22 protein-coding genes are annotated in these 26,480 nt (G+C 67.1%); 7 read left to right on the top strand and 15 right to left on the bottom strand.

Going from position 1 to position 26,480, the window contains the following annotated elements; all coding sequences use genetic code 11:
• Positions 1-24 precede the first annotated feature (24 nt).
• From DB354_RS11010 to DB354_RS11000, 3 genes are read right to left on the bottom strand one after another with little or no spacing between them, the layout of a single operon-like run.
• The gene (locus DB354_RS11010; RefSeq protein ID WP_107835682.1) at positions 25-1,071 is read right to left on the bottom strand and encodes a PDZ domain-containing protein; all 1,047 of its coding nucleotides are present in this window, start codon (positions 1,069-1,071) and stop codon (positions 25-27) included.
• 15 nt (positions 1,072-1,086) lie between these two features.
• Positions 1,087-1,596 (bottom strand): hypothetical protein, encoded by a 510-nt coding sequence (locus tag DB354_RS11005; RefSeq protein ID WP_107835681.1) that lies wholly within the window; start codon positions 1,594-1,596, stop codon positions 1,087-1,089.
• On the bottom strand, positions 1,589-2,104 hold the full coding sequence (locus tag DB354_RS11000) for a sigma-70 family RNA polymerase sigma factor (protein ID WP_107835680.1): 516 nt from the start codon (positions 2,102-2,104) through the stop codon (positions 1,589-1,591). The genes DB354_RS11005 and DB354_RS11000 overlap by 8 nt, the downstream gene beginning before the upstream one ends.
• A gap of 262 nt (positions 2,105-2,366) precedes the next feature.
• On the opposite strand from DB354_RS11000, the gene DB354_RS10995 reads away from it, so the two are divergent.
• Entirely contained in the window at positions 2,367-2,924 is a 558-nt protein-coding gene (locus DB354_RS10995) for a response regulator (RefSeq protein ID WP_107835679.1), read from the top strand.
• Between the two features lie 67 nt (positions 2,925-2,991).
• On the opposite strand, the gene rapA is transcribed toward DB354_RS10995, so the two are convergent.
• From rapA to DB354_RS10980, 3 genes are all read right to left on the bottom strand, one after another.
• A complete protein-coding gene (gene rapA, locus DB354_RS10990; RefSeq protein ID WP_107835678.1) occupies positions 2,992-5,832 on the bottom strand; it encodes an RNA polymerase-associated protein RapA in 2,841 nt (946 codons plus the stop codon).
• Between the two features lie 205 nt (positions 5,833-6,037).
• The gene (locus DB354_RS10985) at positions 6,038-6,823 is read right to left on the bottom strand and encodes an alpha/beta hydrolase (RefSeq protein WP_107835677.1); all 786 of its coding nucleotides are present in this window, start codon (positions 6,821-6,823) and stop codon (positions 6,038-6,040) included.
• A 155-nt stretch (positions 6,824-6,978) separates the two neighbouring features.
• Positions 6,979-8,340: a TAXI family TRAP transporter solute-binding subunit gene (locus DB354_RS10980; protein WP_107835676.1), complete on the bottom strand. Its 1,362-nt coding sequence runs from the start codon at positions 8,338-8,340 to the stop codon at positions 6,979-6,981.
• 108 nt (positions 8,341-8,448) lie between these two features.
• Between DB354_RS10980 and DB354_RS10975 the strand changes: the two genes are divergently transcribed.
• Both DB354_RS10975 and DB354_RS10970 read left to right on the top strand, forming a co-directional pair.
• Positions 8,449-10,572 carry a helicase-related protein gene (locus DB354_RS10975; protein ID WP_107835675.1) on the top strand — a complete coding sequence of 708 codons (2,124 nt, stop codon included), beginning with the start codon at positions 8,449-8,451 and terminating at the stop codon, positions 10,570-10,572.
• 193 nt (positions 10,573-10,765) lie between these two features.
• The gene (locus DB354_RS10970) at positions 10,766-11,863 is read left to right on the top strand and encodes a sugar kinase (protein WP_107835674.1); all 1,098 of its coding nucleotides are present in this window, start codon (positions 10,766-10,768) and stop codon (positions 11,861-11,863) included.
• Positions 11,864-12,015: 152 nt separating this feature from the next.
• Here DB354_RS10970 and DB354_RS10965 read toward each other — a convergent pair whose 3' ends face one another.
• Positions 12,016-12,912 (bottom strand): DMT family transporter, encoded by an 897-nt coding sequence (locus DB354_RS10965; protein ID WP_107835673.1) that lies wholly within the window; start codon positions 12,910-12,912, stop codon positions 12,016-12,018.
• Between the two features lie 242 nt (positions 12,913-13,154).
• Here DB354_RS10965 and DB354_RS10960 point away from each other — a divergent pair, with 242 nt between their 5' ends.
• Entirely contained in the window at positions 13,155-14,429 is a 1,275-nt protein-coding gene (locus DB354_RS10960) for a Glu/Leu/Phe/Val dehydrogenase (protein WP_107835672.1), read from the top strand.
• A gap of 204 nt (positions 14,430-14,633) precedes the next feature.
• On the top strand, positions 14,634-16,169 hold the full coding sequence (locus DB354_RS10955) for a TonB-dependent receptor (protein ID WP_233256612.1): 1,536 nt from the start codon (positions 14,634-14,636) through the stop codon (positions 16,167-16,169).
• Positions 16,170-16,252: 83 nt separating this feature from the next.
• Here the strand turns inward: DB354_RS10955 and DB354_RS10950 are convergent, their stop codons facing one another.
• Positions 16,253-17,227, bottom strand: a complete 975-nt coding sequence (locus tag DB354_RS10950) for a type II secretion system F family protein (RefSeq protein ID WP_158277487.1) — start codon at positions 17,225-17,227, stop codon at positions 16,253-16,255.
• Between the two features lie 167 nt (positions 17,228-17,394).
• Here DB354_RS10950 and DB354_RS10945 point away from each other — a divergent pair, with 167 nt between their 5' ends.
• Positions 17,395-17,856 (top strand): hypothetical protein, encoded by a 462-nt coding sequence (locus DB354_RS10945; RefSeq protein WP_107835670.1) that lies wholly within the window; start codon positions 17,395-17,397, stop codon positions 17,854-17,856.
• Between the two features lie 72 nt (positions 17,857-17,928).
• On the opposite strand, the gene DB354_RS10940 is transcribed toward DB354_RS10945, so the two are convergent.
• From DB354_RS10940 to DB354_RS10925, 4 genes are all read right to left on the bottom strand, one after another.
• Positions 17,929-18,255 carry a hypothetical protein gene (locus tag DB354_RS10940; RefSeq protein WP_146180194.1) on the bottom strand — a complete coding sequence of 109 codons (327 nt, stop codon included), beginning with the start codon at positions 18,253-18,255 and terminating at the stop codon, positions 17,929-17,931.
• A 144-nt stretch (positions 18,256-18,399) separates the two neighbouring features.
• Entirely contained in the window at positions 18,400-19,923 is a 1,524-nt protein-coding gene (locus DB354_RS10935) for an ATP-binding cassette domain-containing protein (protein ID WP_107835668.1), read from the bottom strand.
• Positions 19,924-20,212: 289 nt separating this feature from the next.
• Positions 20,213-22,000, bottom strand: coding sequence for an aspartate--tRNA ligase (gene aspS / locus DB354_RS10930; RefSeq protein ID WP_107835667.1), 1,788 nt, complete (start codon positions 21,998-22,000; stop codon positions 20,213-20,215).
• 744 nt (positions 22,001-22,744) lie between these two features.
• Positions 22,745-23,191 (bottom strand): response regulator, encoded by a 447-nt coding sequence (locus tag DB354_RS10925; protein WP_158277486.1) that lies wholly within the window; start codon positions 23,189-23,191, stop codon positions 22,745-22,747.
• 242 nt (positions 23,192-23,433) lie between these two features.
• On the opposite strand from DB354_RS10925, the gene pelA reads away from it, so the two are divergent.
• On the top strand, positions 23,434-24,753 hold the full coding sequence (pelA, locus tag DB354_RS10920) for a pectate lyase (RefSeq protein WP_107835665.1): 1,320 nt from the start codon (positions 23,434-23,436) through the stop codon (positions 24,751-24,753).
• Between the two features lie 123 nt (positions 24,754-24,876).
• On the opposite strand, the gene DB354_RS10915 is transcribed toward pelA, so the two are convergent.
• From DB354_RS10915 to DB354_RS10905, 3 genes are all read right to left on the bottom strand, one after another.
• On the bottom strand, positions 24,877-25,362 hold the full coding sequence (locus tag DB354_RS10915; protein ID WP_107835664.1) for a response regulator: 486 nt from the start codon (positions 25,360-25,362) through the stop codon (positions 24,877-24,879).
• 88 nt (positions 25,363-25,450) lie between these two features.
• Entirely contained in the window at positions 25,451-25,681 is a 231-nt protein-coding gene (locus DB354_RS10910; protein WP_146180193.1) for a hypothetical protein, read from the bottom strand.
• Positions 25,682-25,788: 107 nt separating this feature from the next.
• Positions 25,789-26,451, bottom strand: coding sequence for a phosphoribosylanthranilate isomerase (locus DB354_RS10905; protein WP_107835662.1), 663 nt, complete (start codon positions 26,449-26,451; stop codon positions 25,789-25,791).
• Positions 26,452-26,480: the final 29 nt, after the last annotated feature.

Raw genomic sequence — 26,480 nt, 5'->3', positions numbered from 1 at the left:
AGGCGCGACCGGCCGGCAATCTGATCAATACACTCCCGGGTGATGCGGCTGGCGCTCCACGCGTACCGACTTCCCGCCCGGCTGGCCGACGGCGCCTTCGAGGTGTTCGATGCCATCCGCCGGCTCGAAGGTAATCTCCTGCATCGACTCAAGCTTTTCGAGCTTGGCACGGACTTCTGCCGGCAGCGCCTTGCGCTCCTCATCCGTCGTGGCCGGGCCCGAGAAGGTCTGCTGGCCCTTCGCGTCCTTCGCCACGACCGTCTTCACGCCGTCCTTGGCCGTGAGCTCGATCGCCCCCGTTTCGTCGCTGTAAACGAGGCTGCTGTTGCCCGTGTCGAAGCGGTTCATCCGAAATCCGGCACCACGCTTTTCGATCTGGATCCGACCGGCTTCGCCGGGCATGGCGGGAAACGTCAGGGCGCTTACGCGCAGGCCGGGCGTGCCGGTGCGCAATGCCTGGGCGGAGATTCCCTTTCCGTCCAGCCGGTAGAGCATGTCCTCGTCCGCGCGGGTCAACTTGGGCAGATCCCGGATGACCAGCTTCAGCTTCGCCGTGGCCGGCTTGCCCGCGCGCAGGTAGGTGACCGTCACTTCGTCGCCCTCCTTGTGTTGGCGGATCAGTACGCCGAGCTGGTGGGCGTCGACCAGGATCTGGTCATCGAGCTTCAGCAGGATGTCGTGTTCCTGCAGCACCGCGCGCGCCGGGGAATCGGTCACCACGTCGCGCACCACCAGCCCCGTGCCCCGCGCCAGGCCAAGCTGGGCGGCGAGCGTCTCGGACGCCAGGATTACCTCCACGCCAAGGAAGGCCGCCTTCTCCTTCTCGATGGCGTGCCCGATGACCCGATCGACCTGATACGTGCGCGTGGTGCCCTTCACGGGGCCAATGATCGTGCGCACCGTGTGGCCGTCGGGGCCGCTGGCCTGCATGGTGGCGGTGAAGGTACGCCGCTCCTGTGGGTCGGGGGCGGGAACCGGTTCGGCCGCGGCGGGCGAGCTTGCCGCGCCCGCGAGAGACGTCAGTGCCAGGGAGGAAAACACGGGCAGGAGGAAACGGAGGTTTGGTTTCATGGAAGGAAAAATGGGTCACTGGTAACGGACGGGGGTGATGCGAACTTCCTCGCGCGGAACGCGCCAGGTCAGCGCGGCGTTGGTGCGCGGATCGCGCCAGCGCACCGTCTCCACGTAGCGGAGTCGCTCGCGGCGCGCCGGCGTGCCATCTTCGAGCAAGACCAATCCCTCGTCGTTGGCCGCATACAGAATCTGGGCGGCCGCGATCGGCTTCAGAACTTCGCCGACGCGATCGGTCGCGGTGGTCTCCGGGGTGTTTGCCCCCGGCGTCGCGACCCTGGGCGGGAGGCTTTCGCGCCCTGCCGGCGCATCGGGACCGGAACGGGAAACGGTGAGCAGCACCGCCACGGTTGCGGCGAGGGGAACCGGCACAAGCGCGAGCCACCACCAGCGCGAACGCGATGGGCGGGCAGCTCCCGCCGGCTCGGCCAGCGCCGCGGCGATTCGTTGCCGCAGCGCGGCGGAAGGAGCGGCGGGGCGCAGGGCCTGCAACTCGGCTTCGAGGGACTGAAGCTCGTCATCCATGGCAGTCGGCGGCGGTCAGAAGTTGGCGCAGTCCGGCCAGCGCGTAGCGGTACCGGGAAGCGGCGGTGTTTGCGGGAATATCCAGCGTGGTGGCAATCTCCTGGAAGGTGAGTTCGCCCCAGATTTTGAGCGCGAGCACCTCCCGCTGTTCGGGCGGCAGTTGCGCGACGGCCCGCTCCAGCGCGGCGCGGCGTTCCTCCTGGAGGAGCGGCGGCTCAAACCAGGAAACGCGAGCGCCGCTCTCTTCGCCCTGTGCCTCCTCCTCCCGCGCCGTGCGGCGGGACTCGCTTCGCGCCCGGTCGAAAGCGGCGCGGCGCACGGACGTGACCAGGAGCGCCATCGGCTCCCCGGGCAGGTGCCGCTGGTGCCGCCAGAAGCGCACGAATGCCTCCTGGACAACGTCCTCCGCATCCGCCTGCGAATGCGTCCATTGCCGGGCGCAGAGCAGGAGCCTGGGGCCATAGCGCTGGAACCAGCTTGTCCAAGTTTCATCGGCAGCGACCTCCATGAGATGCGTTGTTCGCGGTGTTTGCGAAGGAAGCGTCATGGGGCGCGGTTTTTGTCTAGAGCCGCACCAGCAAGGGTCGCGCGTGCCGGTCGGGCAATCCCGGATCAGAGCATACTACGAACCAACTCCGTGGCGGCGTGGGAGAATCTCGTAAGCGTTTCTGCGCCCCCTTGCGGACGGATTTCCGGTGGCGACGTCGCGAGTTGAGGAGTATTGGTATGCTCCCCCACACGGGTTGGAGCCTGCATGGAGGTTTTTGCCCATGAACTTTCCCGATCCAACACTTCCCCCGATCGTCATCGTGGACGATTGCCAGGATGACGTTTTTCAGCTCCGGCACCTGCTCCGGACCGGCGGTATTGCCAATCCCGTTACGACGTTCGACTGCTGCGCCGCCGCCCAATCCGGGCTCCAGTCGGCGGCCGTGCTGGGCGTCCTGCCCGCGCGGCTCTTCATCGACATCCGCATGGATGGCGCCCGCGAGTTGATCGCCGGCTTGCGGCACAATCCGCGCTACGATGACGTCCGCGTGATCGTCGCGACGTACTCCAACGACGCCGACGACATCGCCATGGCCAGGCACCTCCGGATCGATGGCTACCTGATGAAATTCCCGGAAGCCGGGATCCTCGCCCACTACGTCCGCCACGGTCCTTGGTTCACCTTGCCGCAGCGCGGTGAAGCCGCGGGCGAGACGGTCAACGCCGCCTCCCGCCACACCCGCTTCGGCTGGCGCCACGTGGCCACCGCGCCCCGATCTCCGTCGCGGCCAGCCCGGGCTGCCATCTCCCACCTGTCAGGTCTCGTCCCGGTGCCTTGATGCGCAGCCGCGCGCCCGCGTGGACGCGCCTCGCGCTCCGAGCCGCCCTTCACCAAGTCCCTGCGCCTCAGGCGCCCGCGAGGATGAGCCGCAGGCTGTCGAGGCGAAGCCGCGCCGCCGCGATCGCCGCCGAGGTCCGCTCCAGGCGCTCACCGGCCTGCGTCACCTCCTCCGGGCGGACGTGGTCGTTGAGCTTCCGCAAGTCGGCCAGGCGCTGCACGTCGGCCGCCAGTGTCTCCTGCGCCCGCGCACTCGCCGCGCCGGTGATCTCCGCCCCGCGTACCTCCGCGCGGTTGGTGGCCGCCGCGAGCATCGCCTTCAGCACGCGGCCGGAAAACGCCGGCAGTTCCAGGAACCGATGCAGGTCCGCATCTTCGATGTAGCCTTCGAGTGACGCTAAATCGTGCTCAGCCGTGACTTCCTGGCCGCGTACGTCGACCACCACCCGCACCGGCGTCGGCGCGAGAAACTGATCCACGCGCCACCGCGTCTCCGCCACCGTTTCCAGCACGAATACCGCCTCGAGCAGCAATCCGGGCTTGGCCGTGGTCAGGCGCCCGAACGCCGTCGTCCCCGCCGGTGAATCCACCAGCAGGTCAATCGCGTCGCCCAGGAGCGGATGGTCCGCGGAGAGGAATCGGATGTCCTCCCGCGCCAGCGCCCGCTGACGGTCGAAGGTCGCCAGCATGCCGTCCGCCGGGATCGAGGGGAACGACTCCACGTACGCATGGCTCGGGTCGAGAAACAGGTCACCGTCATCGTGCTCCTTGACGCGCACACCGAAGTGATCGAGCAGTCCGACGAGGAATTCGCGCCAGGATCGGTCGGCATCTGCCGCCCGCACCCGCTCGAGTACGGTCTCCGCCACGTCCGGCCGGAACGAGTTCAGCTCCAGCAGCCGGTCGCGGCCTTGCTTCATCTTCGCTGCCAGCTTCTCCCGAAAAGCGGCCGTCTCCGCCACGAGCTGCGCGAGAGCATCTGGTGCCGCCTTGCCGCTGCCATAGGCGAGCGCGACCTCCAGCAGCCGTGCCTTGAACGCGGCCTGGTACTCTTCACCACCGTGCAGCGGCGTCTCGAACGCGTCGAGCCCGCGGTGGTACCACTCCGCCACGCATCCGTCGGCACTGCCGGCCACGTATGGCACGTGAATCTGGATCGGCTGCGTCTGCCCGATGCGGTCCAGCCGTCCGATTCGCTGCTCGATCAGCCCGGGGTTCAGCGGCAGGTCAAAGAACACGAGGTGATGTGCGAACTGAAAGTTCCGGCCCTCGCTGCCGATCTCCGAGCAGATCAGCAGCTGCGCGCCGTCCGGCTCTGCGAACCACGCCGCGTGGCGGTCGCGCTGCACCAGCGGCAGGCCTTCATGAAAGAGCGCCACCTTCACCTTCCGCTTCTCCTGCAACGCATGCTCCAGCGCCACGACCTTGCGCTGCGTGCGGCAGATCAGGAGCGCTTTCTCCTCGCGGTGCGCCTGCAGGAAACCCACCAGCCACTCGAGCCGCGGATCCTCCTTGAACGCATACCGCAGCGTCCCATCCGTCCCCGCCTCCTCCGCCGCCAGCTCCCGGGCAATGCGCGCATGCAGCGCCACCCCCGGATCCGCCAGCTCGACGGGACAGTACCGCCGCTTGGGGAAGCCCTGCATCGCCGCGCGCGTGTTGCGGAACATCACGCGGCCGGTCCCGTGCTGGTCCAGCAGGCTGCGCAAGAGCGACTCGCGCGCCCCGGCCTTCGCCTGCTTCAGCCCGGCGAGATGCTGCGCGAGCCGCTCGGGGTCACGGGTGAACACGCGCCGCAGCGTCGCCTGGTCCTTCGCCGTCAACCGCCCGCTGCCGACGATCTTCTCCGCCACGCCTGCCACCGCCGCGTACTGTTCCGCCTCCGCCACGAACCGGTCGTAGTTGTCGTACCGGCTCGGATCCAGCAGCCGCAGCCGGGCAAAATGCCCCTGTTGTCCCAGCTGCGTCGGCGTCGCCGTCAGCAGCAACAGGCCGGGCGCCCGCTGCGCCAGCGCCTCCACCAGCGCGTACTCCGGGCTCGCCCGCTCCGGCGTCCACACGAGGTGATGCGCCTCGTCGACGATCACAAGGTCCCAGCCCGCCGCGATCGCTTGATCACGCCGCGTCTCCATCTGCGTGAGGAAGTCCACGCTCGCCAGCGCCAGTTGCGACGCGAGGAACGGGTTCTCCCCCGGATCGCTCGCCTCGAGCGCCGCGCAGCGGCCTTCGTCGTAAATGCTGAACCAGAGGTTGAACCGCCGCAGGAGCTCAACGAACCACTGGTGCGTCAGTGACTCCGGCACGAGCACCAGCACGCGTCTCACCTGCCCGACCGCGAGCAGGCGCTGCACGATCAGGCACGCCTCGATTGTCTTGCCGAGACCCACTTCGTCCGCCAGCAGCACGCGCGGGATCTGTCGCGCTGCAACCTCGTGCAGGATGTAGAACTGGTGCGGGATCAGCTCCACCCGGCCGCCGAGAAATCCGCGCACGTCTGCGCTTCGCCGCCGCGCCCGCGCCTGCAGCGCCCGGTAACGGAGGTCAAAGACGTCGCTTGGATCACACTGTCCCGCCAGCAGGCGCTCCGGCGGCGATGCCACCGTCGTCACGTCCGACACCTCGTCTTCCCGGAGCCGAACCCCGCCGCCGACGTATGTCAGGACTCCGCCGTCGTCCTCCACCGCCTCGATCGTGAGGCGTAGATCCTGGCGGTTGGCGATGCTCTCGCCGACCCGGAACACCACGCGCTTCAGCACCGGCGTGTCCAGCGCGTACAGTCGCTGCTCGCCGGTGGCGGGAAACGCGATGCCCACGCGCTTGGCGGCGACGTCCACGCTCGCCACCACGCCGAGCCCCAGCTCGGGTTCGCGTTCGCTCACGCAGCGTTGTCCTTTGACGGCATTCTCCATCGCACCATGAGGACGCCCCTTCGCCGCCATTTCAAGCTACGCGCCGTGACGCCGGTGGTTAACGATTGGCGCCGCCCGGAGGCGGCGACTCTGGTCGCGGTGGGGACGCCTCGGGGCAGGTAAACCATAGCGGCGCCGACGCGAAGGTGGCGCGAGTTGGTCGCCGCCGCCGACGCACGTCACGTGCGAGCCCGCTTCGCGCTCGCTACGCGGCATGGGGTGCGGCGAGGAACCGCAGCGCGGTGGTGGTGAAGGGAACGTCGCGATCGAAGATGGGCACGTGCTCGCCGCCAGGGATGATCCAGAGCGCCGCGCCAGGGATCGAGCGGTGGAGGTCGAGGGCGATTTCCGCCGGGAAGAACCGGTCGCGATCACCGTGCACCACGAGCGTGCGGGCCGTGATCGTCGCCAGCGTCGCCGCGGTGAAGGCCATGTCGTCATGGTTGTCGTGGAAGGCATTGAATTGGGCGATCAGCTCCCGGATCTGCGCGTCGCCGCGCTTGGCGCACTCACGGTACATCGCCTGCACTTCCCGCGGCATCGTGGCGAACGAAGCCCGTTGCATGATGGCCCGGGCCTCGTCCGGGAAGTGAGACGTCGCGCTGATCAAGACCATCGCCGCGACGCGCTCAGGCTGGGTCGTCGCCATGTGCAGGAGCGTCATTCCGCCGGTGCTCATGCCCATCGCGGAAAATCGGCCGACGTCGAGTCTGTCGAGCAGCGCGAACACGTCCCGCGCCGCCTGTCGGTGGGTAAAGGTGTTCTCCGGATTCGTCGAGAACCCGTGTCCCCGCAGATCCACGACGATGAGTCGGTACCGCTCGGCCAGCGGCGCGATGAACGGGTGCCAGTTCTGCGTGCAACCGCCGAAGCCATGCAGGAGTACCAGCGGCTCCCCGGCGCCGTACTCCTCGAAGTACATTTCGAAGCCATTGAGCTGCTCAGTGCGCCCGCGGGCGCCCTCTGATTTGGATACGTACGTCTTCGCCATGTCGCGATGTAGTTATGACCTGCCGCAACTTTCTCCGCCTGGACCGTCCTTTCCCCGGCCAGCGGTGCCGATGGCCGCCCCACCTCCCAACCGCGGTCCGAACCTTAAGCCTTGCTCCTTACGCCTTCGCCTCCGCGTGCTGCCGGGCGCGGACCTCAGTGCGCAGACGACGCGGAGAGCATCGCCAGCCGGATGCGCCGGCGCACGAAAACGATGTGCTGCCGCAACTCGTAGAACTGGTCCGCGAACGACGCCGGCACGCGCAGCCGGTTCACCGCCTGCTCCACGATATCGAGCCGCGCCAGCAGTTCTTCGCCGCGCGCCTTCGTCAGCGGTCCCGCCGCATCGCGCTCGAGCAGCATCAGCGGTCGGTAACACCGGTACAGTCGCAGCTGGATGCTCCAGCGGTAGATCAACGGCAGCACCCGCATCGCCGGGACCAGCACCAAGATCAGCGGCACCAGCGCGAGGAGCACGCGATTGATCAGGTTTGCCACCCAGAACGAGCCCACCAGCCGGTACACCACGCCTTTGCCCGACTTGTAGTACCGCAGCGCATCCTCGCTCAGCGTGAACTCGTGCTCCAGCGGCGCCGGAAACTCACCCTGCTTCTGCAACAGGCTCGCCCGCCGGTGGATGCCTTGCGCCACCCCGAGCACGAGGTCGGTGAGCGCCGGATGTAGCCCTTTCTTCGCCACCAGTTCCACGGTCGGACTGAGCAGGGTGACGTTGCGCGCCGGCAGGTTCTTCCCGAGGTCAAACGAGCCCTGCGGCAGCACCGTCTTGTTGAGATACGGGTACCGTCGCACGTACGCGTCGGCCTGGGTGAAATCATACAGCTGCACCTCCGGCGTCCGCAGCAGCGTGCGCAACACCTGCGTTGGCGCCGAGTCGCCCATGAGAAATACCGCATCGAGCCGCCCCTCGATCAGCCCGCCCGACGCCCTTTCGGCATCGTCCTCTACCAGCGTCGCCTGCTGCGGCGTCACGCCGTTGGCCAGGAGCAACGTCATCGCGAGCGCGCGCGTGCCGCTGCCGACAGCCCCGACCGCGATGCGCCGGCTGGCGAGTTCCGACAACCGGCTGATCGGCGCGCCGCGGTAGAAGAGCCAGAGCGGCTGGTAAGCGATGCTGCCGAGCGAGACGAGATTCGGCGGCGGCACCCCCTCGGTGAGCCCACCTTGCACGAAGCCGATGTCCACCCCCGACTCGGGCGCCTGGAGCCGCTTCAGGTTCTCCAGTGAGCCGCCCGAACTCAGGATCCGCAGCTCCACCCCGTGCTTGGCGAGTTCGGCCTTGTAGCGCTCGGCGTTGCGCTGGAACGAACTCCCCGGCGGCCCGCTGGTGATTGTGATCACGCGCGGCGGCGACGAGAGCACGATCCAGATGATCGCGGCCACGCCGAGCAGCGCGAGGAGCGAGGCGACAAGGACCGCCGCCCACAGGCGCAGGCCAAAGGTCTCCATCAACGCGACGATCATGCGCGGCCGGGTGGTCTTCGGGGAGGTGGTGTCCATGGACGGAGACGCAGCGAACCATCCCTCCGGCGGGATATCCACCTCGTTTTCCGGCGGCCCGCCCCCCGGGGCTTTGACATCCGCCAGCCGCCCGGGACAGTGCCGCCCATGGATCTCGAACGCGAGTGGACGCATGAGGAAGTGGTGACGGGCGCACGCCAGTCGCTGCTGGCGGAGCTCGGGCTTGAGGACACCGAGTTGGCGGACGCCTTCTTGCGCGCGCCGATCGGACCGCGCGTGCGCGTCGGCGGCGTGCGCTCCAGTCTGGCCCGGCTGACGGTGGAACAACTCGCCGCCGCCGCGCCCGATGCCGGCCTGCGCTTCGGCAATTACCTCGAGCCGAGCGACGAGATCACCGTCCTGCTGCCGGCGACGGTGACGCTCCAGCCGGGCGTCGCGCTGCCCGTGCTCTCGCCGGTGTTGCTCAAGCTGGCCGTGCTTGCCATCGACGTCGTCACGCGCGGCCCGGCGGCGGTCGCGGCCGACCTGCGGCGCCGCAAGCCCGGCGGCACGGCCGAGGTCGAGCGCCGGCTGCGCGAGACCCCGCCGCGTTACGAAGGCTGGGGCGTGCTCCGCCAGGTCGACGTGAACCGCGCCGCGGAGCCGCAGCCTCCCCTGCTCACGGATCGCAAGGACGTGTTTCACCGCATCCGCCTCGCCTGCACGCACGCCGTCGATCGCACGCTCCTCGACGGCCTCGCCGAGCGAAACCCGGGGTTTCTCGACTATCTGCAATGCTTCCCGGTCGCGCGCGGGTTGAAGCGCAAGGTCGTCGCCTGGCTCGGGCCCACGAACTCCGGCAAGACCCACCACGCGGTGCTCGCGTTGCGTGACGCCCCGACCGGCATGTACCTGGGCCCGCTGCGGCTGCTCGCCCTCGAGCAGCGCGACCGCCTCGTGGAACTGGGCCGTCCGTGTTCGCTGATCACCGGCGAAGAACGTGACATCACCTCAGATACGCACTCGGCGCGCACGGTGGAGATGACAGACTTTTCGCGGCGCTTCGCCGTCGCCGTGATCGACGAGATCCAGCTCGCGTTCGATCGCGACCGCGGCTGGGCGTGGGTCGCTGCGTACTGCGGCGTGGCGGCGGACACCCTGATCGTCACCGGGCCTGACGCGACCGAGCCGGTGATCCGCCGCCTCGCCGAACTCTGTGGCGACCAACTCGAGGTGCACCACCGCCAACGGCAGGGCGCCCTCAAGTACGAGGGCCTGATCGATTGGCATCACCTGCCGCCGCGAACGGCCGTCATCGGGTTCTCGCGCACCATGGTGCTCGAACTGAAGGCGATGTTCGAGTCGCGCGGCCAGCGCGTCGCCGTCATCTACGGCGGTCTCTCGCCCGAGGTGCGACGCAACGAGGCACGCCGTTTCCGCGAGGGCGAAGCCGACATCGTCTGCGCGACGGACGCGATCGGGCTCGGTCTTAACCTGCCGCTCGACCGCGTGGCGTTCTACGAAACCGACAAATTCGACGGGGAGATCAACCGCCGGCTCGACCCCGCTGAGATCATGCAGATCGCCGGCCGGGCGGGGCGCGGCCCGGGCGCAACGGGCTGGGTCGCGGCTTTCTCGGCGCGTGACGGCCGCCGGATCGAAGCCGCACTCGCCGAGGCGCAGCAGATGCCGCCGCTCAACGTGCTCCCGGCGGCACCCACGACGATGCACGTGCGGGCCATCGCCGACCTGCTGAAGCTCGAACGGCTCGTGCCCATTCTGGAGTTCTTTCGCACCCGGCTCACGTTTCCCGCCGGCACGTTCTTTCCAGACGTGCAGGACGACGTGTTTGCCGCGGCAGGACTCGTCGACACCTACGCCTCCTCCCTTTCGGTCGAGCAGCGGTACACCCTGGCATGCACCCCGCTCGACCTCGACGAGCACCTTTTCCGCAGCACGTTTGCGGAGTGGCTCGAACTGCTCGACGCGGAGAAGACGGTCGCTTTTCCCCGCCGGATGGACGCGGCCGGCGGACTCGAGTCGCTCGAAGAAACGCTGAAGCTCACGACCGTCTACCGCTGGCTCGCGCTGAAGTTTCCCGAGGCGTTCAACGATGGCCGTTACGTGGAGGAACTCCGCCGCGAGGCCACCGAGCAGACGCAGGCCATCCTACGCCGTAACTGGGGAAAGCAGGGGCTGACCCGCCGGGAGTGCCGGCAATGCGGCCGTGCCCTCCTACCCTCGTCGCCCTACCGCACCTGCCGCGACTGCTACGCCGGCGGGTCGGAGTAGCCGCGCGGCCGCGCCGACGCGGCGGGCGTCCAGCCTGGGGCTGCTGGCACGCGGGGTGGCGACCGGGAGGCCGGGGCGCCTGACCGGCCTTGAGGGTCTTGGGGAGTTTCCCAGCCGCCCAGCACGCTTGACCCGGGAACCGCGCTTTTCTTCCCTCTCAGCCGCCTATCGAACCTCAACCACGGTTTTTTCTATGAGCCTTAATATCAAGCCTGCCAAATCCTGCGCGTTCGACCAGCTGTCTCTGGGCGAAGTCATGCTGCGCCTTGACCCCGGCGAGGGCCGGATTCGCACCGCGCGCGAATTCAAAGTTTGGGAGGGCGGTGGCGAGTACAATACCTCGCGCGGTCTCCGGAAGTGCTTTGGTTACAAGACCGCTGTGGCGACGGCTTTCGTCGACAACGAGGTCGGCCACCTCGTCGAGGACTTCATCATGCAGGGCGGCGTCGCCACGGATTTCATCAAGTGGCGCGAGGATGACGGCATCGGCCGCAACGTCCGCAACGGCCTCAACTTCACCGAGCGCGGCTTTGGCATCCGCGGTGCCGTCGGCGCTCCTGACCGCGGCAACACCGCCGCTTCGCAACTCAAGCCGGGTGACTTCGACTGGGAGCACATCTTCGGCAAGCTCGGCGTGCGCTGGTTCCACACCGGCGGCATCTTTGCCGCCCTCTCCGAGACGACCGCCGCCCTCACGATCGAGGCGGTGAAGGCCGCGAACAAGCACGGCACCATCGTCAGCTACGACCTGAACTACCGCCCCTCGCTCTGGAAGACCATCGGCGGCCTGCAGAAGGCCCAAGAGGTCAACCGCGAGATCGCGAAATACGTCGATGTCATGATCGGCAACGAGGAGGATTTCACCGCCTCGCTCGGCTTCGAGGTCAAGGGTGCCGACCACAACATCAGCAAGATCGAGCTCGACGCGTTCAAGGACATGATCGCGACGGCCGTGAAGACGTATCCGAACTTCAAGGTGGCCGCCACGACGCTGCGCCGCGTGATCACCGCCACGAAGAACGACTGGAGCGCGATCCTCTGGCACGACGGCAAGTTCTACGAGAGCCGCAAGTATCCGGAGCTCGAGATCCTCGACCGCGTCGGCGGCGGCGACAGCTTCGCGTCCGGCCTGCAGTTCGGCTTCCTCGAGTTCAACGACCCGCAGAAGGCCGTTGAGTATGGCGCGGCGCATGGCGCGCTCGCCTCGACCACCCCGGGCGACACCTCCATGGCGACCCGCAAGGAAGTCGAGAAGCAGATCAAGGGCGGCGGCGCCCGCGTGGTGCGGTGACCCGCATCGCGTCCGCTCAACTCTCGCGCCCGGGCTTCACCGCCCGGGCTTTTTGATGCCCGCACCGGCCGCACGAAAGTGTCACGCGATACGTGACAGCGGCGCAGCGCGGCGACGCCGGAAAGTGTCACGTATTGCGCGACACTGGCAGGTCAGCCGACGAGGGTGAGCACGATGCCGATCAGCACGCCGATGACGGCGGGGAGTTTCTGGCGTCCGTGTTTTTCTTTGAAGAGCAGGATGCCACCCGCGAACGCGATGAGGATGCTGCCGCGGCGCAGGCTGGAGACGAGGGACACGAGCGCATCCGGATCGCGCAGCGCGCTGAAATACACGAAGTCCGCCAACAAGAGGGCAAACGACACACCCAGGATGCTCCAGCGCCAGTGGAACTCGTTGCGCGTCCACAGCCGCAGCTTCCAGCCGAGCGCGAGCGGGAGGAACAGCAGCGCGAGATAGATCGAGAACCACGCCTGCACGGTGGCGGCGGTGAAGCCCTCGCGGCCGAGCAGGAACTTGTCGTACAGCCCGCTCACGCCGCCCAGCAGGGTGCCGGCGCACATCCACCAGATCCATTTGTTGCGATGGAAGACGATGCCCTCGCGCGCGCCGGCCAGCGACAGGCCGAGAAACGATGCGAGCGTCACCACGACGCCGAGCATCTCGAGCCAGGTCGGACGTTCGCCGAGCACCAGCAGCGCGCCCACCAGCGTCCACACCGGACCGGTCGCACGGATCGGTGCCGCGAGCGACACGGGGAGATGCTTCACGGCAAAGTACGAGCAGCACCACGACGAGGCCACGATCACCGACTTGAGCAGCATCTGCAGGTGCTGCAGCCCCGTGAGGGATGGGACCGCAAACGTCGACGGGACGAGATCGGGCGCGACCGCCGCCGCCGCCATCAGCGTCAACCAGACGAGGGCGCTGCAGACATTCGCCAGGAACAGCACGGGCAGCACGGCGTTCTCGCGGACCGAGTGCTTGATGCAAAGGTCGTAGCAGCCGAGGAACACGGCGGACACCAGACTGGCGAGAATCCAGGACATCAAAAGGGGCCCAGCCTGCCCTGCCGCGGTGGCCACCCGCAACAACAACCTCGAATCCGGCAACTCAGTGGCAGCGGGCCGGGGTGTCATAACCCGTTTGCTAAAAGCCCCATGTTCACCCACGCTCCACGCCAATCCATGATCCCCATACCGCCGTTCCCCCGTCTCCTTTGCCGTTGGGAAACCCACTGAGCGGTCGCGAACGGCGGGCTCCCAAACCGTTAACGATATCCCAAGTTCTCATGTCCAAAGCAGTTGTTTCGGCTCTCTACGATTCCGACGTGTTCCGCATGGCGTGCCGGCAGTTCGACAAGGCCGCCGACGCCATCAACCTGCCGGAAGCCATCCGTGATCGCACCAAGTACCCTAAGCGGTGCCTCGCTGTGGCGCTCCCGATCAAGCGCGAGGACGGCAGCGTCACAGTTTTCGAAGGCTACCGCGTCCAGCATCACCTCTCGACCGGACCGTCCAAGGGCGGCGTCCGTTTCCACCAGAACGTCACCATTGGTGAAGTCGCCGCGCTGGCGATGTGGATGAGCTGGAAATGCTCGCTCGTGGGCCTGCCCTATGGCGGCGCCAAGGGCGGCGTGATCGTCGATCCGAATCTCCTCACGGCCGGCGAACTCGAGCATCTTTCCCGGCGCTACATGCAGGAGCTGGTGAATTTCGTCGGCCCGCAGGTCGATGTCCCCGCCCCGGATGTCGGCACCAACGAGCGGATCATGGGCTGGATGATGGACACCTACTCGAACCACGTCGGCCATGTGGAGCCCGGCGTCGTGACCGGCAAGCCGATCGCGCTCGGCGGCTCGCAGGGCCGCCGGGAGGCCACCGGCGCCGGCGTCGCGTATCTGGTCAAAAAGTACCTGTCCGACCTCAACCTGCCGATCACCAAGGCCACCGTCGCCATCCAGGGCTTCGGCAACGTGGGCAGCGAGGCGGCGCTCGCGCTGGCCGAGTACGGCGCGAAAATCATCGCGATCTCCGACTACACCGGCGCGGTCTACAACCCGAAGGGCATCGATATCCAGAAGGCCCTGACGTACATCCGCTACCAGCGCGTGCTGCGCGACTTTGACGGCGGCGAGCCGATCACCAACGAGCAATTGCTCGAGCTTAAGTGCACCGTCCTGATCCCCGCGGCCCTCGAGCGCGTGATCACCGAGAAGAATGCGCCGAAGCTGAAGTGCCGCCTGCTCGCCGAGGCCGCCAACGGCCCGACGACCAACGCCGCCGACAAGATCCTCGATCAGCGGGAGGATCTGGAGATCATCCCCGACGTCCTCTGCAACTCCGGCGGTGTCGTTGTCTCCTACTTTGAGTGGCTGCAGAACCTCTCGAACTTCTACTGGGGCCGCGACGAGGTCATGCAGAAGCTCTTCGCGATCCTGGACAAGGCAAAGGACGCCGTCGACTACCAGAAGCGGAAGTTCAAGTTCAGCCGCCGCCTCGCGGCGCTCACGCTGGGCATCCAGCGCGTGGCCGACGCCAAGCAGAGCCGCGGGCTCTTCCCGTAAGCGTCGGCGAACACCGGTTCGCTTCCCTCTTCCCGCCGCGCCTCACCGCGCGGCGTTTTTGTTGCCCGCGCCGTCGCCTGCGGCCCCGCCTGGTCGGCGCCGCCGTCCTCGGCCGCCAGCGTCATCCGGGTGTCCGGTCGCGCCCGGCTTTTGCGCCCGCCCATTTGCGCAAGCCGCGCTCGCTGCGCATATTCGCGCTCCCACATGGCCGAAAAGAAGGAACTGCTCACCACCAACCGCAAAGCGCTCACCATCAATCTCGACGAGCGGAAGTACGGCACGTTCGCCGAGATCGGCGCCGGCCAGGAGGTCGCGCGGGTCTTCTTCCAGGCCGGCGGCGCGTCCGGCACCGTCGCGAAGACGATCTCGGCATATGACATGACGTTCAGCGACGCCATCTACGGGAAGGCGCCGCGCTACGTTTCCCGCGAACGGCTCACGACCATGCTCGACCACGAGTACCAGTTGCTCATCGAGCGGCTGGCCGAGCAACGGGGCGAGCGCACCGCCTTCTTCGTGTTCGCGGACACCGTCACCACGCGGAGCTTCAAAGGTGGCAATGACGCGCACGGCTGGATGGGCATCCGCTTCCAGACCGAGCCCGGGGTCGAGCCGAGCGATATCGTGCTGCACGTGCGCATGTGGGACAAGGGGGCGGTCCAGCAGCAGGAGGCGCTCGGCATCGCCGGCACGAACCTGATGTATGCGGCGTTCTATTACCGCGACAACCCCACCCGCTTCATTGAGTCGCTCGTCGACAACGTCGGCACCGCACGCGTCGAGGTCGACATGATCAAGTTCTCCGGCCCCGCCTTTGCCCACCTGGACAACCGGCTGATGTCGCTTTACCTGGTCCAGCACGGCCTCACCAACGCGGTGATGTTCAGCTCGTCCGGCGACGTCCTGCAGCCGTCGGAGGTTCTCTACAAGAAGGCCGTGCTCGTGGAGCGCGGCAGCTTCCGACCGGTCACGCACGTGAACGTCGACATGCTGAGCTGCGCGACGGCGCAGTTCGTCCAGGAGCCGCTGGTGAAGGGGAAGGACGTGATGGTGTTGATGGAGATCACGATGAACAACCTCCTGGCCGCGGGCGAACTCGACGCCCAGGACTTCCTCTCCCGCGTGGACGTGCTCGGCGAGCTGGGCTTCACCACGATGGTGTCCAACTACTCCGAATACTACCGGCTGACGTCCTATTTCCGCCGCTACACGAAGGAGATGATCGGCGTGGCCATGGGCATCGACAACCTCCTGGAGATCTTCAACGAGAAGTACTACGAGCACCTGGAGGGCGGAATTCTGGAATCGTTCGGCCGGATGTTCCGGCACGCCGTGAAGCTGTACGTGTATCCCATGCGGCAGGACGCGTACGAGCGGTATCTCAGCACCGGCAAGCCCACGCCGAGTGCGATGCCGAATCACGTGTTTGCCACGACGGTGCTGATCACCGCCCGCAACGTGCAGGTGACCGACCACCTCCGGAATCTCTACGCGCACCTGCTCGAGAACCACTACATCGCCTGCATCACCGGCTTTGACCCGCAGATCCTCGGCATCTTTTCCCGCGACGTGCTGCGCCGCCTGAAGGAGGGCGACGAGACCTGGGAGACGATGGTACCCGTCTCGGTGGCAACCGCGATCAAGCAGCGGCATCTCTTCGGCTACGGCGCCGGCGATGCTCCGGCCGCGCTCCCCGTCGCCGCGGCGCCGGCTGCGGCCGGCGAGGCTCCCGCGCGCTAGCCTGGGCCCGCGCTACGGCCTTATCGTCTTCCGGCAACCGCCTCCGACTCGCGGTCGCTTCCGCGCACGCCGCAGGTGAGCCGTCACTCAGCCATCTTCGTCAGCATCCGGAGGTAGCCGCCGTAGACCGACAGCACCTGCGAGCCGACGAGACACGCGACGGCGAGAAAGACCAGCGCCGGGTAAAGGATCATCACGAGCGTGAGCCCGTGCTCGGCCCGCTGCTGCTGTTGTTCGCTCACCTTCAGGAGCGCGACATCGAGCTGGCCGCTGGTCTCACCCGTGCGATAGGCGGCGACAAAGTCCGTCGGGAAACAGCGCCACCGCGCGAGCTCGGTCCCGGGCGGCTGGCCGCGCTCGGCCACCTCGGAAAGCGCGTTTGCCGCCGTCCTGAGTTCAGGCGCGGTCGTGACCAGACCGACGGCCGCCCAGGCATCGCTGACCCGCACGCCGGCGCCAACGAAACTGCCCAGCAAGAACGCGAGATCGGACAAGGCCTGCGCCTGCAGATGCCGTCCCAGCCCGGGCAGGCGCACGCTGATCGCGCGCACGATCTCGGGACGGCGCCGCGCCAGCGCGAAAGCCACCGCGACGACCGTCCAGAAGGGCACGAGCAGCGCCAGCACCGTTTCGACGTAAACGCCCGTGCTCCAGCGAAAGCCTTGGTTCCAGTCGATCATTCGCAGCACCGGTGCGAGCAGCACGCCGAGGTGCAGGACGCCGATCGGGTAAGCGCAGGCCAGCAGCATCCTCGTCTGCGCCACCGCAACGCGCTGATGCCGGTCGGACAGGCGCCGCAGCATTACCGGTAGCGTGCCGATCTCGGCCGCCGCGGACAGTGTCAGCCGGTCGGCCTCAGGCAGCGCATTCCCGGCGGCGCGCAACGCATCGTCAACCGACCCGCCCTGCTCGATCGCCGCCCACATCTCGCCCGCCGTGCGTTGGACGCCCCCGCCAGCCACCGGCAGGGCAAGCGCGTCGCGCAACGTCAATCCGGCGTCGAGGGCCTGTGCCAACTGCGTGTACCACGCGCCGAGAACCTGATGACGAAGCGGCATGCGACCTTCCTGCCCACACCAGCCGCCTCTGGCCATGGCGAAATACGCCGTGGCGCCCAGTCATTTGCATCGGAGGCTCGATCGGGCGCCCGGCGGGGATACAAAATCAGCTAGCCACGGAGCGGCGAAATTGTCCTGCTATCCGACCTATTGCTTCACCCTTCCAAATGAAACGTACGACTCTCTCAGTCCTGTCACTCAGCGCCGTCCTCCTGGCCGCCGGCTTCGCCGTGGGTCAGACCACGCCCAAGATTGGCGTCGGCGCCGCCGCGCCCGCTCAGCAGAAGTTCGCGCTCGTCGCCACCATCAAGGGTGCGCAGGCCGTCCGTGAGTTCCAAAACAACGTGCAGGTTCTCCAGAACCAGCGCCAGGCGCTCGTCGATCTCGAAGCGGCGATGAACAAGGAGAAGGACGCCAAGAAGAAGGCGAAGATGAAGTCCGACTTCGACGCGCAGCTCGCAAAGCTCAATGAGAACAACGCCCTCATGGCGAAGACCTACGGCTTCTCGCTGACGCGCAACTACACGATGGAGATCGAGACGGCCAACATCTACATTCAGGTCTCCGACGAAGAGGCCGCCAAGATCGAGCAGGCGGTCAAGGCCGAGCAGGCCAAGGCCAAGAAGTAAGTCTGTCGCGCGCTTCGCGCCCCTCCCGAGCCGTTTGCCGCGCTCCCCTGCCCTTCGCCGTCCGTCGAGGCGTCAGCGGTCGCGGAAAACGGCTCGTGGCGTTTCTGCCACCGGCGGCATCTGGGGATTGGTGCGGCGGGCCTCGTCCGGCACGTGACCGAAGAAGGCCCGGCGCTCGAGTTCCACGAGACGGTCGATGAGCGCGCGATCCGGCTGTGATGCCAGCCACACGGCATAGAAGACGTTCACCACCGGCACGAAGCCGAAGACCGCGACCCAAGGCGAACGTCCTTTGCGTTTCGCCAGCAGCAGGATGAACAGCGAAATGCAGAACCAGAGGGCAAGGTACCCGAGGAGCGGGCCCAACGGCACCTCAGCAAGAGGCGTGGACGATTGCATGGTCGAGGAGGACCTCAACGGAGCCGCGCAAGTCGCTTGAATGCAACGTGAAACTAACCCACCGCGCGGTTTGAGCCGGCTCTGGAAGCCGGTTCGCGGCGAAGACAACAGCGCCCTACTGCACCTTTTCGTGCCCACGACGATTCACGCAGGGAGGCGGCGAGCGAGGTGAAGCGTGTGCGTCAGGTGCAGACGGGAGGTGAACCAAGTGTCGTGGCTCGCGACGACGAGGAGTCCGGTGAAGCGCTCCAGTGCATGGAGCAGCAGTTCCTGGCTCTGGAAATCGAGGTTGTTGGTGGGCTCGTCGAGCAGCACGGCCTCAGGGAGGCAATCGCCCAGCAGGATCACGGCGAGTGCGGCCCGGAGTCGCTCGCCGCCGCTCAGCGTAGCGAGCGACTGACTCACCTTCGCGCCGGTGAAGCCGTAGAAGGCGAGTTCGTTCCTGAGTTCGACCGGGGTGAAACGCGTGTGCCCGGTGAGGGCCTCCAGCAGCGACCCCGTTGTCGGCAGCAGACTCTGATTCTGATCCAGGCAGACATACGGACGCCCGGTCCGCCGCAATTCCCCGTCCACGAGGGCGCCGTGCGCACGCCCGGTCATCACCTGCAATAGCGTGCTCTTGCCGGTCCCGTTTGCGCCGCCGATCTGCCAGCGTTCCCGGCCGCACATCGTGAACTCGAGTGGCTCCGGCCAAAGCGGCGCGGCGGCGCCCTCGAACCGCACCTGCACGCCACGCGCCGCGAAGAACACGGCTCCGGCCGGCGGAGCGGCGCTGGCGAAATCGAGCCGCAGGAACGGATCCGTCTGGCGCACGGCGACCGCCTGCCGCCAAGCCTGCTCGGCGGCGCTGATCTCGGCCCTGCCGTGCCGGACCAGACGGCCGTGCGTCTCCTCCGCGCGACGGCGCATTGCGTGCGCGACGATGCGGGGCTGGCCACCTTGGGCGGCGCGACGGCGACCAACCTGCATGCGCCGGTCCTGGGCGGCGAGTTGCTCGGCCTGTTCGCGCGCGACGAGTCTGCGCGCCCGCTCCGCATCCTCGAGCGCCTCGGTCTGTCGTTGCCGCTGCTCCGCCCGCGCCTGCCAGTAGAATTCAAAGTTGCCGCCGAACCGCTGCAGCCCGATCGGGGTGAGCTCAACGATCTCGTCGACGTGCCGCAGCAGTTCGCGGTCGTGACTGATCACGATCAGCCCGCGGCCAAAACCCTCGACGAACGCGACGACGGCGGCGCGCCCCGCCTGATCGAGATGATTGGTCGGTTCATCCAGGATGATTTGCTCGCCCTTGATCGCGAGCAGCCGCAGGAGGCGCACCCGCATCCAGTCGCCGCCGCTGAGCGCGTTGAGCTCGGCGGCTGGATCGAGCGCGGGCAGCCACGCGTGCCAGAGCGGCGAAGCCGGTGCCTCGGTGGCCCAGAGATCCGCCAAAAAGTCGTCCACCCGGCCCGCCGGGCGAGCCGTGTGTTGGGCGAAAAGATGCACCGGGGTATCACGCCTCACTTGGCCTGACGTCGGTTCGAGGTCGCCGACGAGCAGGCGGGCCAGCGTCGATTTGCCGGAGCCCGACGCGCCAACGAGACCGCAACGCGGTGAGGAAAAGGAAAACGTCAGCGGCGCGAACAGGGCGCGGCCGGAAAACTCCACGACAACATCATGCAGAGACAGCATACCAAAAGAGGGGCAAAGGTTGCGCACCGCGCGCGCACGCGCGGCGCAGACAAAGCGAACCGATGGGAATCTCTTACTGGTTGGTCATGGAATGACGCCCGGCGAAGCAAGCGTCACGACCACACTGCCGCTTGGCGGCGGCCTGTCAAATCGGGGATCAGCGGAAAGAATGGGGCGTTCCGTCGCCGTGGTTGGCGCTCCTCCCGGTGCCCCGCGGTGGACGAAGAAAAGCGCGACGACCAAGGGCCGCCGCGCTTCAGAGAATAGCGAGGTCTCAGGGCGGACGCCCTTACTCCGGCATCACGACGCCGATGTGGAGCTCCTTGAGCTGGCGCTCGGTGACCGGCGTCGGGCTCTGAGCCATGAGATCCTGGCCCTTTTGGGTTTTCGGGAAGGCGATGACGTCACGGATGCTCGTCGTGCCGCAGAGCAGCGCGACCATGCGGTCGAGACCGAAGGCGATGCCACCATGCGGCGGCGCACCGTAGGTGAATGCTTTGAGCATGTAGCCGAAGCGGCTCTCGACGACGTCCTGCGGGATCTTGAGGACATCCTCGAAAACCTTCTTCTGCAGCGCCGGCTGGTGAATGCGGATCGAGCCGCCACCGAGTTCCATACCATTGAGCACAACGTCGTAGTGCTGGCCGCGCACGGCCTTCGGGTTCGAGTCCAGGAACTGAGCGTCCTCGGCGACCGGCGCGGTGAACGGATGGTGCGTGGCGACGTAGCGGTTCTCCGCCTCATCGTACGTCATCAGCGGGAAATCCACCACCCAGAGGAACTTCCAGTCGTCGGATCGGAGCGTGAGCTTGCCCCGCTTCTGGAGCAGCGCCGCGGATTCGAGCCGGAGTCGGCCGAGAATTGCACAGGCCTTTTCCCAAGGAGCGGCGGCGAAGAAGATGATGTCACCGTCCTCAACGTTGAGGCGCTTGGTGAGCTCGGCCTTCTCGGCGTCGGTGAAGAACTTCACGATCGGCGACTTCCACTCGCCGCCCTCAACCTTGATGTAGGCCAGGCCCTTGGCGCCGAGGGATTTCGCGATATCCTCGAAGCTCTTGGTCTCGCCCTGGGTGATGTCGGAGAGGCCCTTGGCATTGAGCGCCTTGATGACGCCGCCGCCGGCAACCGTCGCCTGGAAGACCTTGAAGGCGGAGTTCTTGAAGGTGTCCGAGAAGTCGACGAGCTCGAGGCCGAAGCGCAGGTCGGGCTTGTCGACGCCAAAGCGGTTCATCGCATCTACGAAGGGCATCCGGAGGAACGGGGTTGGGATGTCGACGTCGAGGACGTCCTTCCAAACCTTCTTCAGCATGCCTTCGAAGAGCGCGTAGATGTCCTCGCGCGTGACGAACGACGCCTCGACGTCCACTTGGGTGAACTCCATCTGGCGGTCGGCGCGGAGGTCCTCGTCGCGGAAGCACCGGGCGATCTGGAAGTACTTTTCCACCCCGGCGACCATGAGGATCTGTTTGAACTGCTGCGGGGACTGCGAAAGCGCATAGAACTGGCCCGCGTGGATGCGCGACGGCACGAGGTACTCGCGGGCGCCCTCGGGCGTGCTCTTGAACAGGGCGGGCGTCTCGACCTCGATGAACTCTTGGGCGTCGAAGTAATCGCGGATGGACTTCGCGGCACGATGGCGGACGAGGAGGTTCTTCCTCATCTTCGGCCGGCGGAGGTCGAGATAGCGGTACGTGAGGCGGAGGTCCTCGTTGACCTTGTCACCGCCGACATCGTCCAGCGGGAACGGCGGCGTATCGGCGATATTGTGGATTTCGAGCGAGGTCGCATCGACCTCAACCTCACCCGTCGGCAGTGACGGGTTGGCAGTGCCCTCGGGACGGCGGGCGACGGTGCCCGAAATGCCGATCACCGACTCCGGCTTCAGGTGCTTGAGCTGTTCCGCGAGCGCCGCATTGGTGGTCGGTTCCAGCTTCACCTGGGTGATGCCTTTGCGATCACGCAGGTCGATGAAGATGATGCCGCCCTGGTCGCGGATCGTGTCCACCCAGCCAACGAGCGACGCGGTGGCGCCGAGATCGGCAGAGGTGAGCTGGGCACAATGGTGGGTGCGCTTCATGTCGGTGTAGAGCTGGCGAGAACAACCCACCGCCCCATTGGAGGGCAACCAGATTCTCCGTCTTAGCCCCGCCCGCCACCCTCGCCTATCCCGTCGCCAACGCGCTGCCTGTCAGGGGACAGGCCCTAATCGCGTCACGCCTCCAACCTCGAGGGACAGACCTCTCACGTTCAGGGTTTCAGGGGACGAGCCCCGCAGCCTCAGGACGCAGGCCCCACAAGTGCCCTCGGCGGGCGCCGACATTAGGCGTCAGGGGGCCGCCCCTTCCGGCGGGCCGGGATACGCAGTCGAGCAATTGGGGACAGACCCCTCATCGGTTTGGGATCAGGATCAGGGGACAGGCCTCAAAGCAGCCTCCCCTGCAGGTTGGGTGCGGGTTGAGGACAGACCTCTCATTGGGATCGCAGCTCGCAGCACCGGTCATCGGGGGAACAGGTCCCGCAGTTTTAGGGGACAGGCCCCTCGCGTGCTTGGCCATTTTGGGAAAGACCTCGACCACGGTGGAGCCTCCCCTCGATCAGGGGACAGGCCTCTTCCCGCTTGGGTTGCGCCGCGCGAGATGGTTCCACCCTCGCGCCCCAGAGAGGCGACAGGCGCGCTCCGAGGGCGGACGTGCAAATGTAAGCAGCTATTCCAAAGCCACTTGAGCGACACTTCAGTCGATGGCATTCATCGCTGCAGCAACGAGACGCAGCGCACCGAGTCGCTATCCGGCGCTGCGTCGTTGGCGCAAGCGCCGAACCCTCATGGCTGCACCTGCGAGATCGCGGCCTCGGCCAAGGCTGGCAGCAACTGGCGGGCGGCGCGCAAGAAGTCGGCGTGGCGGAGCGGCTTCATCATGATCTCGTGGGCACCGAGGCCCTTGGCGACCCGCAGGCAGTCGGCCGCGGGAAGATACCGCCCGCCGCCCGACATCGCGATCACGGGTGCTCCTGGCTGCTGCTTCTTCAACTCGAGGATAACCTCAAGTCCGTCGCCGTTGGGCATGATGACTTCGGTGATGACGAGATCAATGGGCTGTTGGCGGATCAACCGGATTGCCTCGCGTCCGCTCGCCACGCAGATGGGACTTACGCCCATCTGCTCCAGCCAGGAACGCAGGATCGAAGCATCGGCAACGATGTGGTCTGCAACCACGACAGTGTGCGTCCGTGCCTCAGGCGGGTGCGCCTGTGTTGAGTTGGGAATCATGGCGGGATAGGCGAAGCGTTGCCTTGTGATCACCGAACCGGAAGCACCCAAACTACCGGAATTCCGGTAGTCCCCGGTGTTGCAGGGAGCCGACTCAGGAGCGCGGGCCCGCCTCTCGAAACCCGGTAAAACCCTGCGCGTCAGCGGGTACGGCCCAAGATTGGTCGGTTCGTCGCTGCAGAACATCCTTTCCCGCAGGTCCGCGTCTTGCGCGTATCGACCGCGGCAGCGCGATCGTATCCATGACGCTCCAACTCTCCGTCCGCCCGCGTGTGTTGTTTATCAGCCTGGCCGCGACCGTTGCGGCGACGCTCCATGCCGTCGAACTGGCCGTCGACCTGCCCGCGCAAGCAGTGCCACCGGTCGCCCGCGGACACACGGCACCGGCATCCTGGCCGGCGAACGCATTTCTGCCGCTGACCGCGGACCGAATCAACGCCCTCCCCGCGGTCGAGCAACCCGCCTGGCGCGCCTATTGGGCAGAGTCGGAACGTCGCATCGCCCAACTCAAGGGCCGCGACCTCGCCGATCATTCCGCCACCAAGCCAATCGCTGGAGCCCCGATCGGCGCTTCCTACAGTCGCGGCGTGCGCCTCAACGCCCCGGCCGCCTATTTTGCCTCGCCGGAAGCCCGGGCCGTCGCCGATCACGTGGTGAACTGGCAGACGGCCATGGGAGCCTGGACCAAGAGCGGCGACTACACGCGTGACCGCGTGCCAGCCGACGACCACCACGACGTCTGGAGCGCCGGCACCTTCGACAACGACTCCACCATCACCGAACTTCGGTTCCTCGCCCGTGTTGCCGCCGCGGCGGAGGGTGATCCCCGCGTCAACGCCTGGCGCACGGCGTTCGAGCGCGGTCTCGCGTACGTGCTCGCCGCCCAGTATCCGAACGGCGGATTCCCGCAGATCTACCCGCTCGTTGGCGGCTACCACGACGCCATCACCTTCAATGACGACGCGATGGTGCACATCCTCGAGTTCCTGCGCGACGTAAGCCAAAGGCGCCCGGAATACGCCTTTGTCAGCGGCGGCGAGGCTACCCAGGCGGGCCGCGCCCTTGAACGCGGGATCGCCTGCGTGCTGGCGGCGCAGCTCCGCACGCCCGCCGGGCAATTGACCCTCTGGGGCCAGCAGCACGATCCGCTCACCCTGCAGCCCTGCGCCGCGCGCAACTTCGAGCCGATCTCCGGGTGCACCAGCGAGTCCACGGGACTCGTGCAGTTTCTCATGACGCTGCCCCAGCCCACCCCGGCGGTGCGGTCGGCCATCGACAGCGCCGTGCGCTGGCTCCACGCCACCGCGATCCGGGACACCGCCTGGGATCGCAAAGCCGACCAAGGCACGGGCCTCGTCGCGCGCCCGGGCGCGCCATGGTTGTGGGCCCGCTTCTACGAGCTCGGCACCAGCCGGCCCATCTTCGGAGAACGCGACCGCACCGTGCACTACGCTGTCACCGAACTCTCGGCCGAACGCCGCCTCGGCTACGGCTGGTACAACACGCGCGCGGCCGGACTTGATGCCGACTACGCCGCCTGGCAGGCGCGGACGAAACGCTAAGCGGGTACGTCGTCGGCGAGCCGCCTCGACCGCGCCGGACTCACGCCGCACGCTGGCGCTCAGGCGCGCTCCACGACCGCGGAACGTCCGCACACTCTTCGCGCTCTCCTCAGCCGCCGGTCGCTACTTGGCCGGGACCGGCACGGAGTCGATGAAGCGGTAACTCCACTGCACGAACGTCGAACGCGGCGGTGGGGTCTGCGCGAACGCGAGCGCCTCTTGCAGCACGGTCGTCATCGCGTCCACCGACGGATACTTCTTCAGGTACCCCTGGGCGCCAAGCTCCCGCGCCAGGCTCACGTCGGACGGGTGATCAGAAGATGAATACATCATGACCGGCAGGTCATCGAGCGCGCGGTGCGCCCGAATCCACCGCAGCACGTCAAAGCCGGACATCCCCACCATCTTGATGTCGAGAAAGACGATGATCGGCGCGTCGGCGGGCGTCGCCGCCGCGGCCACCGTCGCCAAGGCCGCCTGAGCGGCCTCGCCATTGCTATACGGCTGAAAGCGATGCGGGATGCCGGTTTTGTCGAGGGTACGGCGCAGGAAGAACACGTCGTCCGGCTCGTCGTCGACGGCGACGATCAAGGGTGAAGCGGGAAGCATGGCCTTCGTTAATGCCGGCGCGCCGCGTCACGACAAGGCCGCGACCCATCGGGGAAACCAAGGCTCGTGTGGCCGGAAAATTCGCGGCTCAGGCGGCGATGGCGCCGCCACGGTCGCCCGCCGTGCCCGCCAGTCGCTCGCCGCGGTTAACGCGCCGCGGCCGAAGGAACCGGCCCGGCACATGCTCCGTCACCAGCACCGCCGCCTCGACCAACGAGAACAACCCGGCGACGAGCACCCATACCGCGCCTTGGCTGACGCGCAGCGCAAACGTGCGCACGAGGGACTCGGAATCGGCGGGGGCGTGGGACAAGGGCATGCGCATTTGTCCCTCACGACAGTGCGCCGGTTCCTTTCCACCATCGTCGATGACAAATCTTTTCCCCGCCGGGGGTCGGTGGCGCGGGCGGAAATGACGCGATGCTCTCACCGGCCGGGAGCCACCCCGCCACGAGCGCGCAGCGCCGCGACCAGCCGGCGCAACTTCTCCGGATCCTTCACCCCAGGCGCAGCCTCGACGCCACTGTTTACGTCGATGAAACGCGCGCCGGAAGACTCGAGTGCCGCGAGCACGTTGTCCGGTCCCAGACCTCCCGCAAGGATCCAGGTGTGCTCGGGATGGGCGCGTTGCTCCCGCGCGAACTGCGGCCAGTCTCCCGCGCGGCCCGTACCGCCGAATCCGTCCGCCCGGAAGGTGTCCAACAAGAAATACTTCGCCTGGGGTAGAAGGTACTCGGGCACGGATTCGCCCGGCTTGACCTTGGGGGCCAGCCAGAGCCGCTCGCGACCGACGATCTCAGTCCAACCGGCGACGATCGCGACCGGTAGATCGGCGCAGAAGTGAATCTGAAAATAGTCGAAGCGCTCCCGCACGGCGCGGAGCTGCGCGGGTTCCGGCTCCACCAGCACCGCCACCCGCCGCCGATCCGGGAGACGTTCGGCCATCGCATCGTACTGCGCGAGCGTGACGTGGCGCGGCGACGCCGGGTGCAGGATAAAACCGAGGAAGTCCGCCCCGGAGTTGTCGGCCAGTTGGGCATCGACGAGCGAGGTCAGCCCGCAGACTTTGAGGCGCAGTCCCTGGATCATGGGCGTACGGCGCAAGCGAGGCGCATGAC

This window comes from Opitutus sp. ER46 (assembly GCF_003054705.1).
In the GTDB taxonomy this organism is placed as follows: Bacteria; Verrucomicrobiota; Verrucomicrobiia; order Opitutales; family Opitutaceae; genus ER46.
Note: the sequence above shows the minus strand (reverse complement) of the source record. Positions and strands in the feature narration are given on the sequence as shown.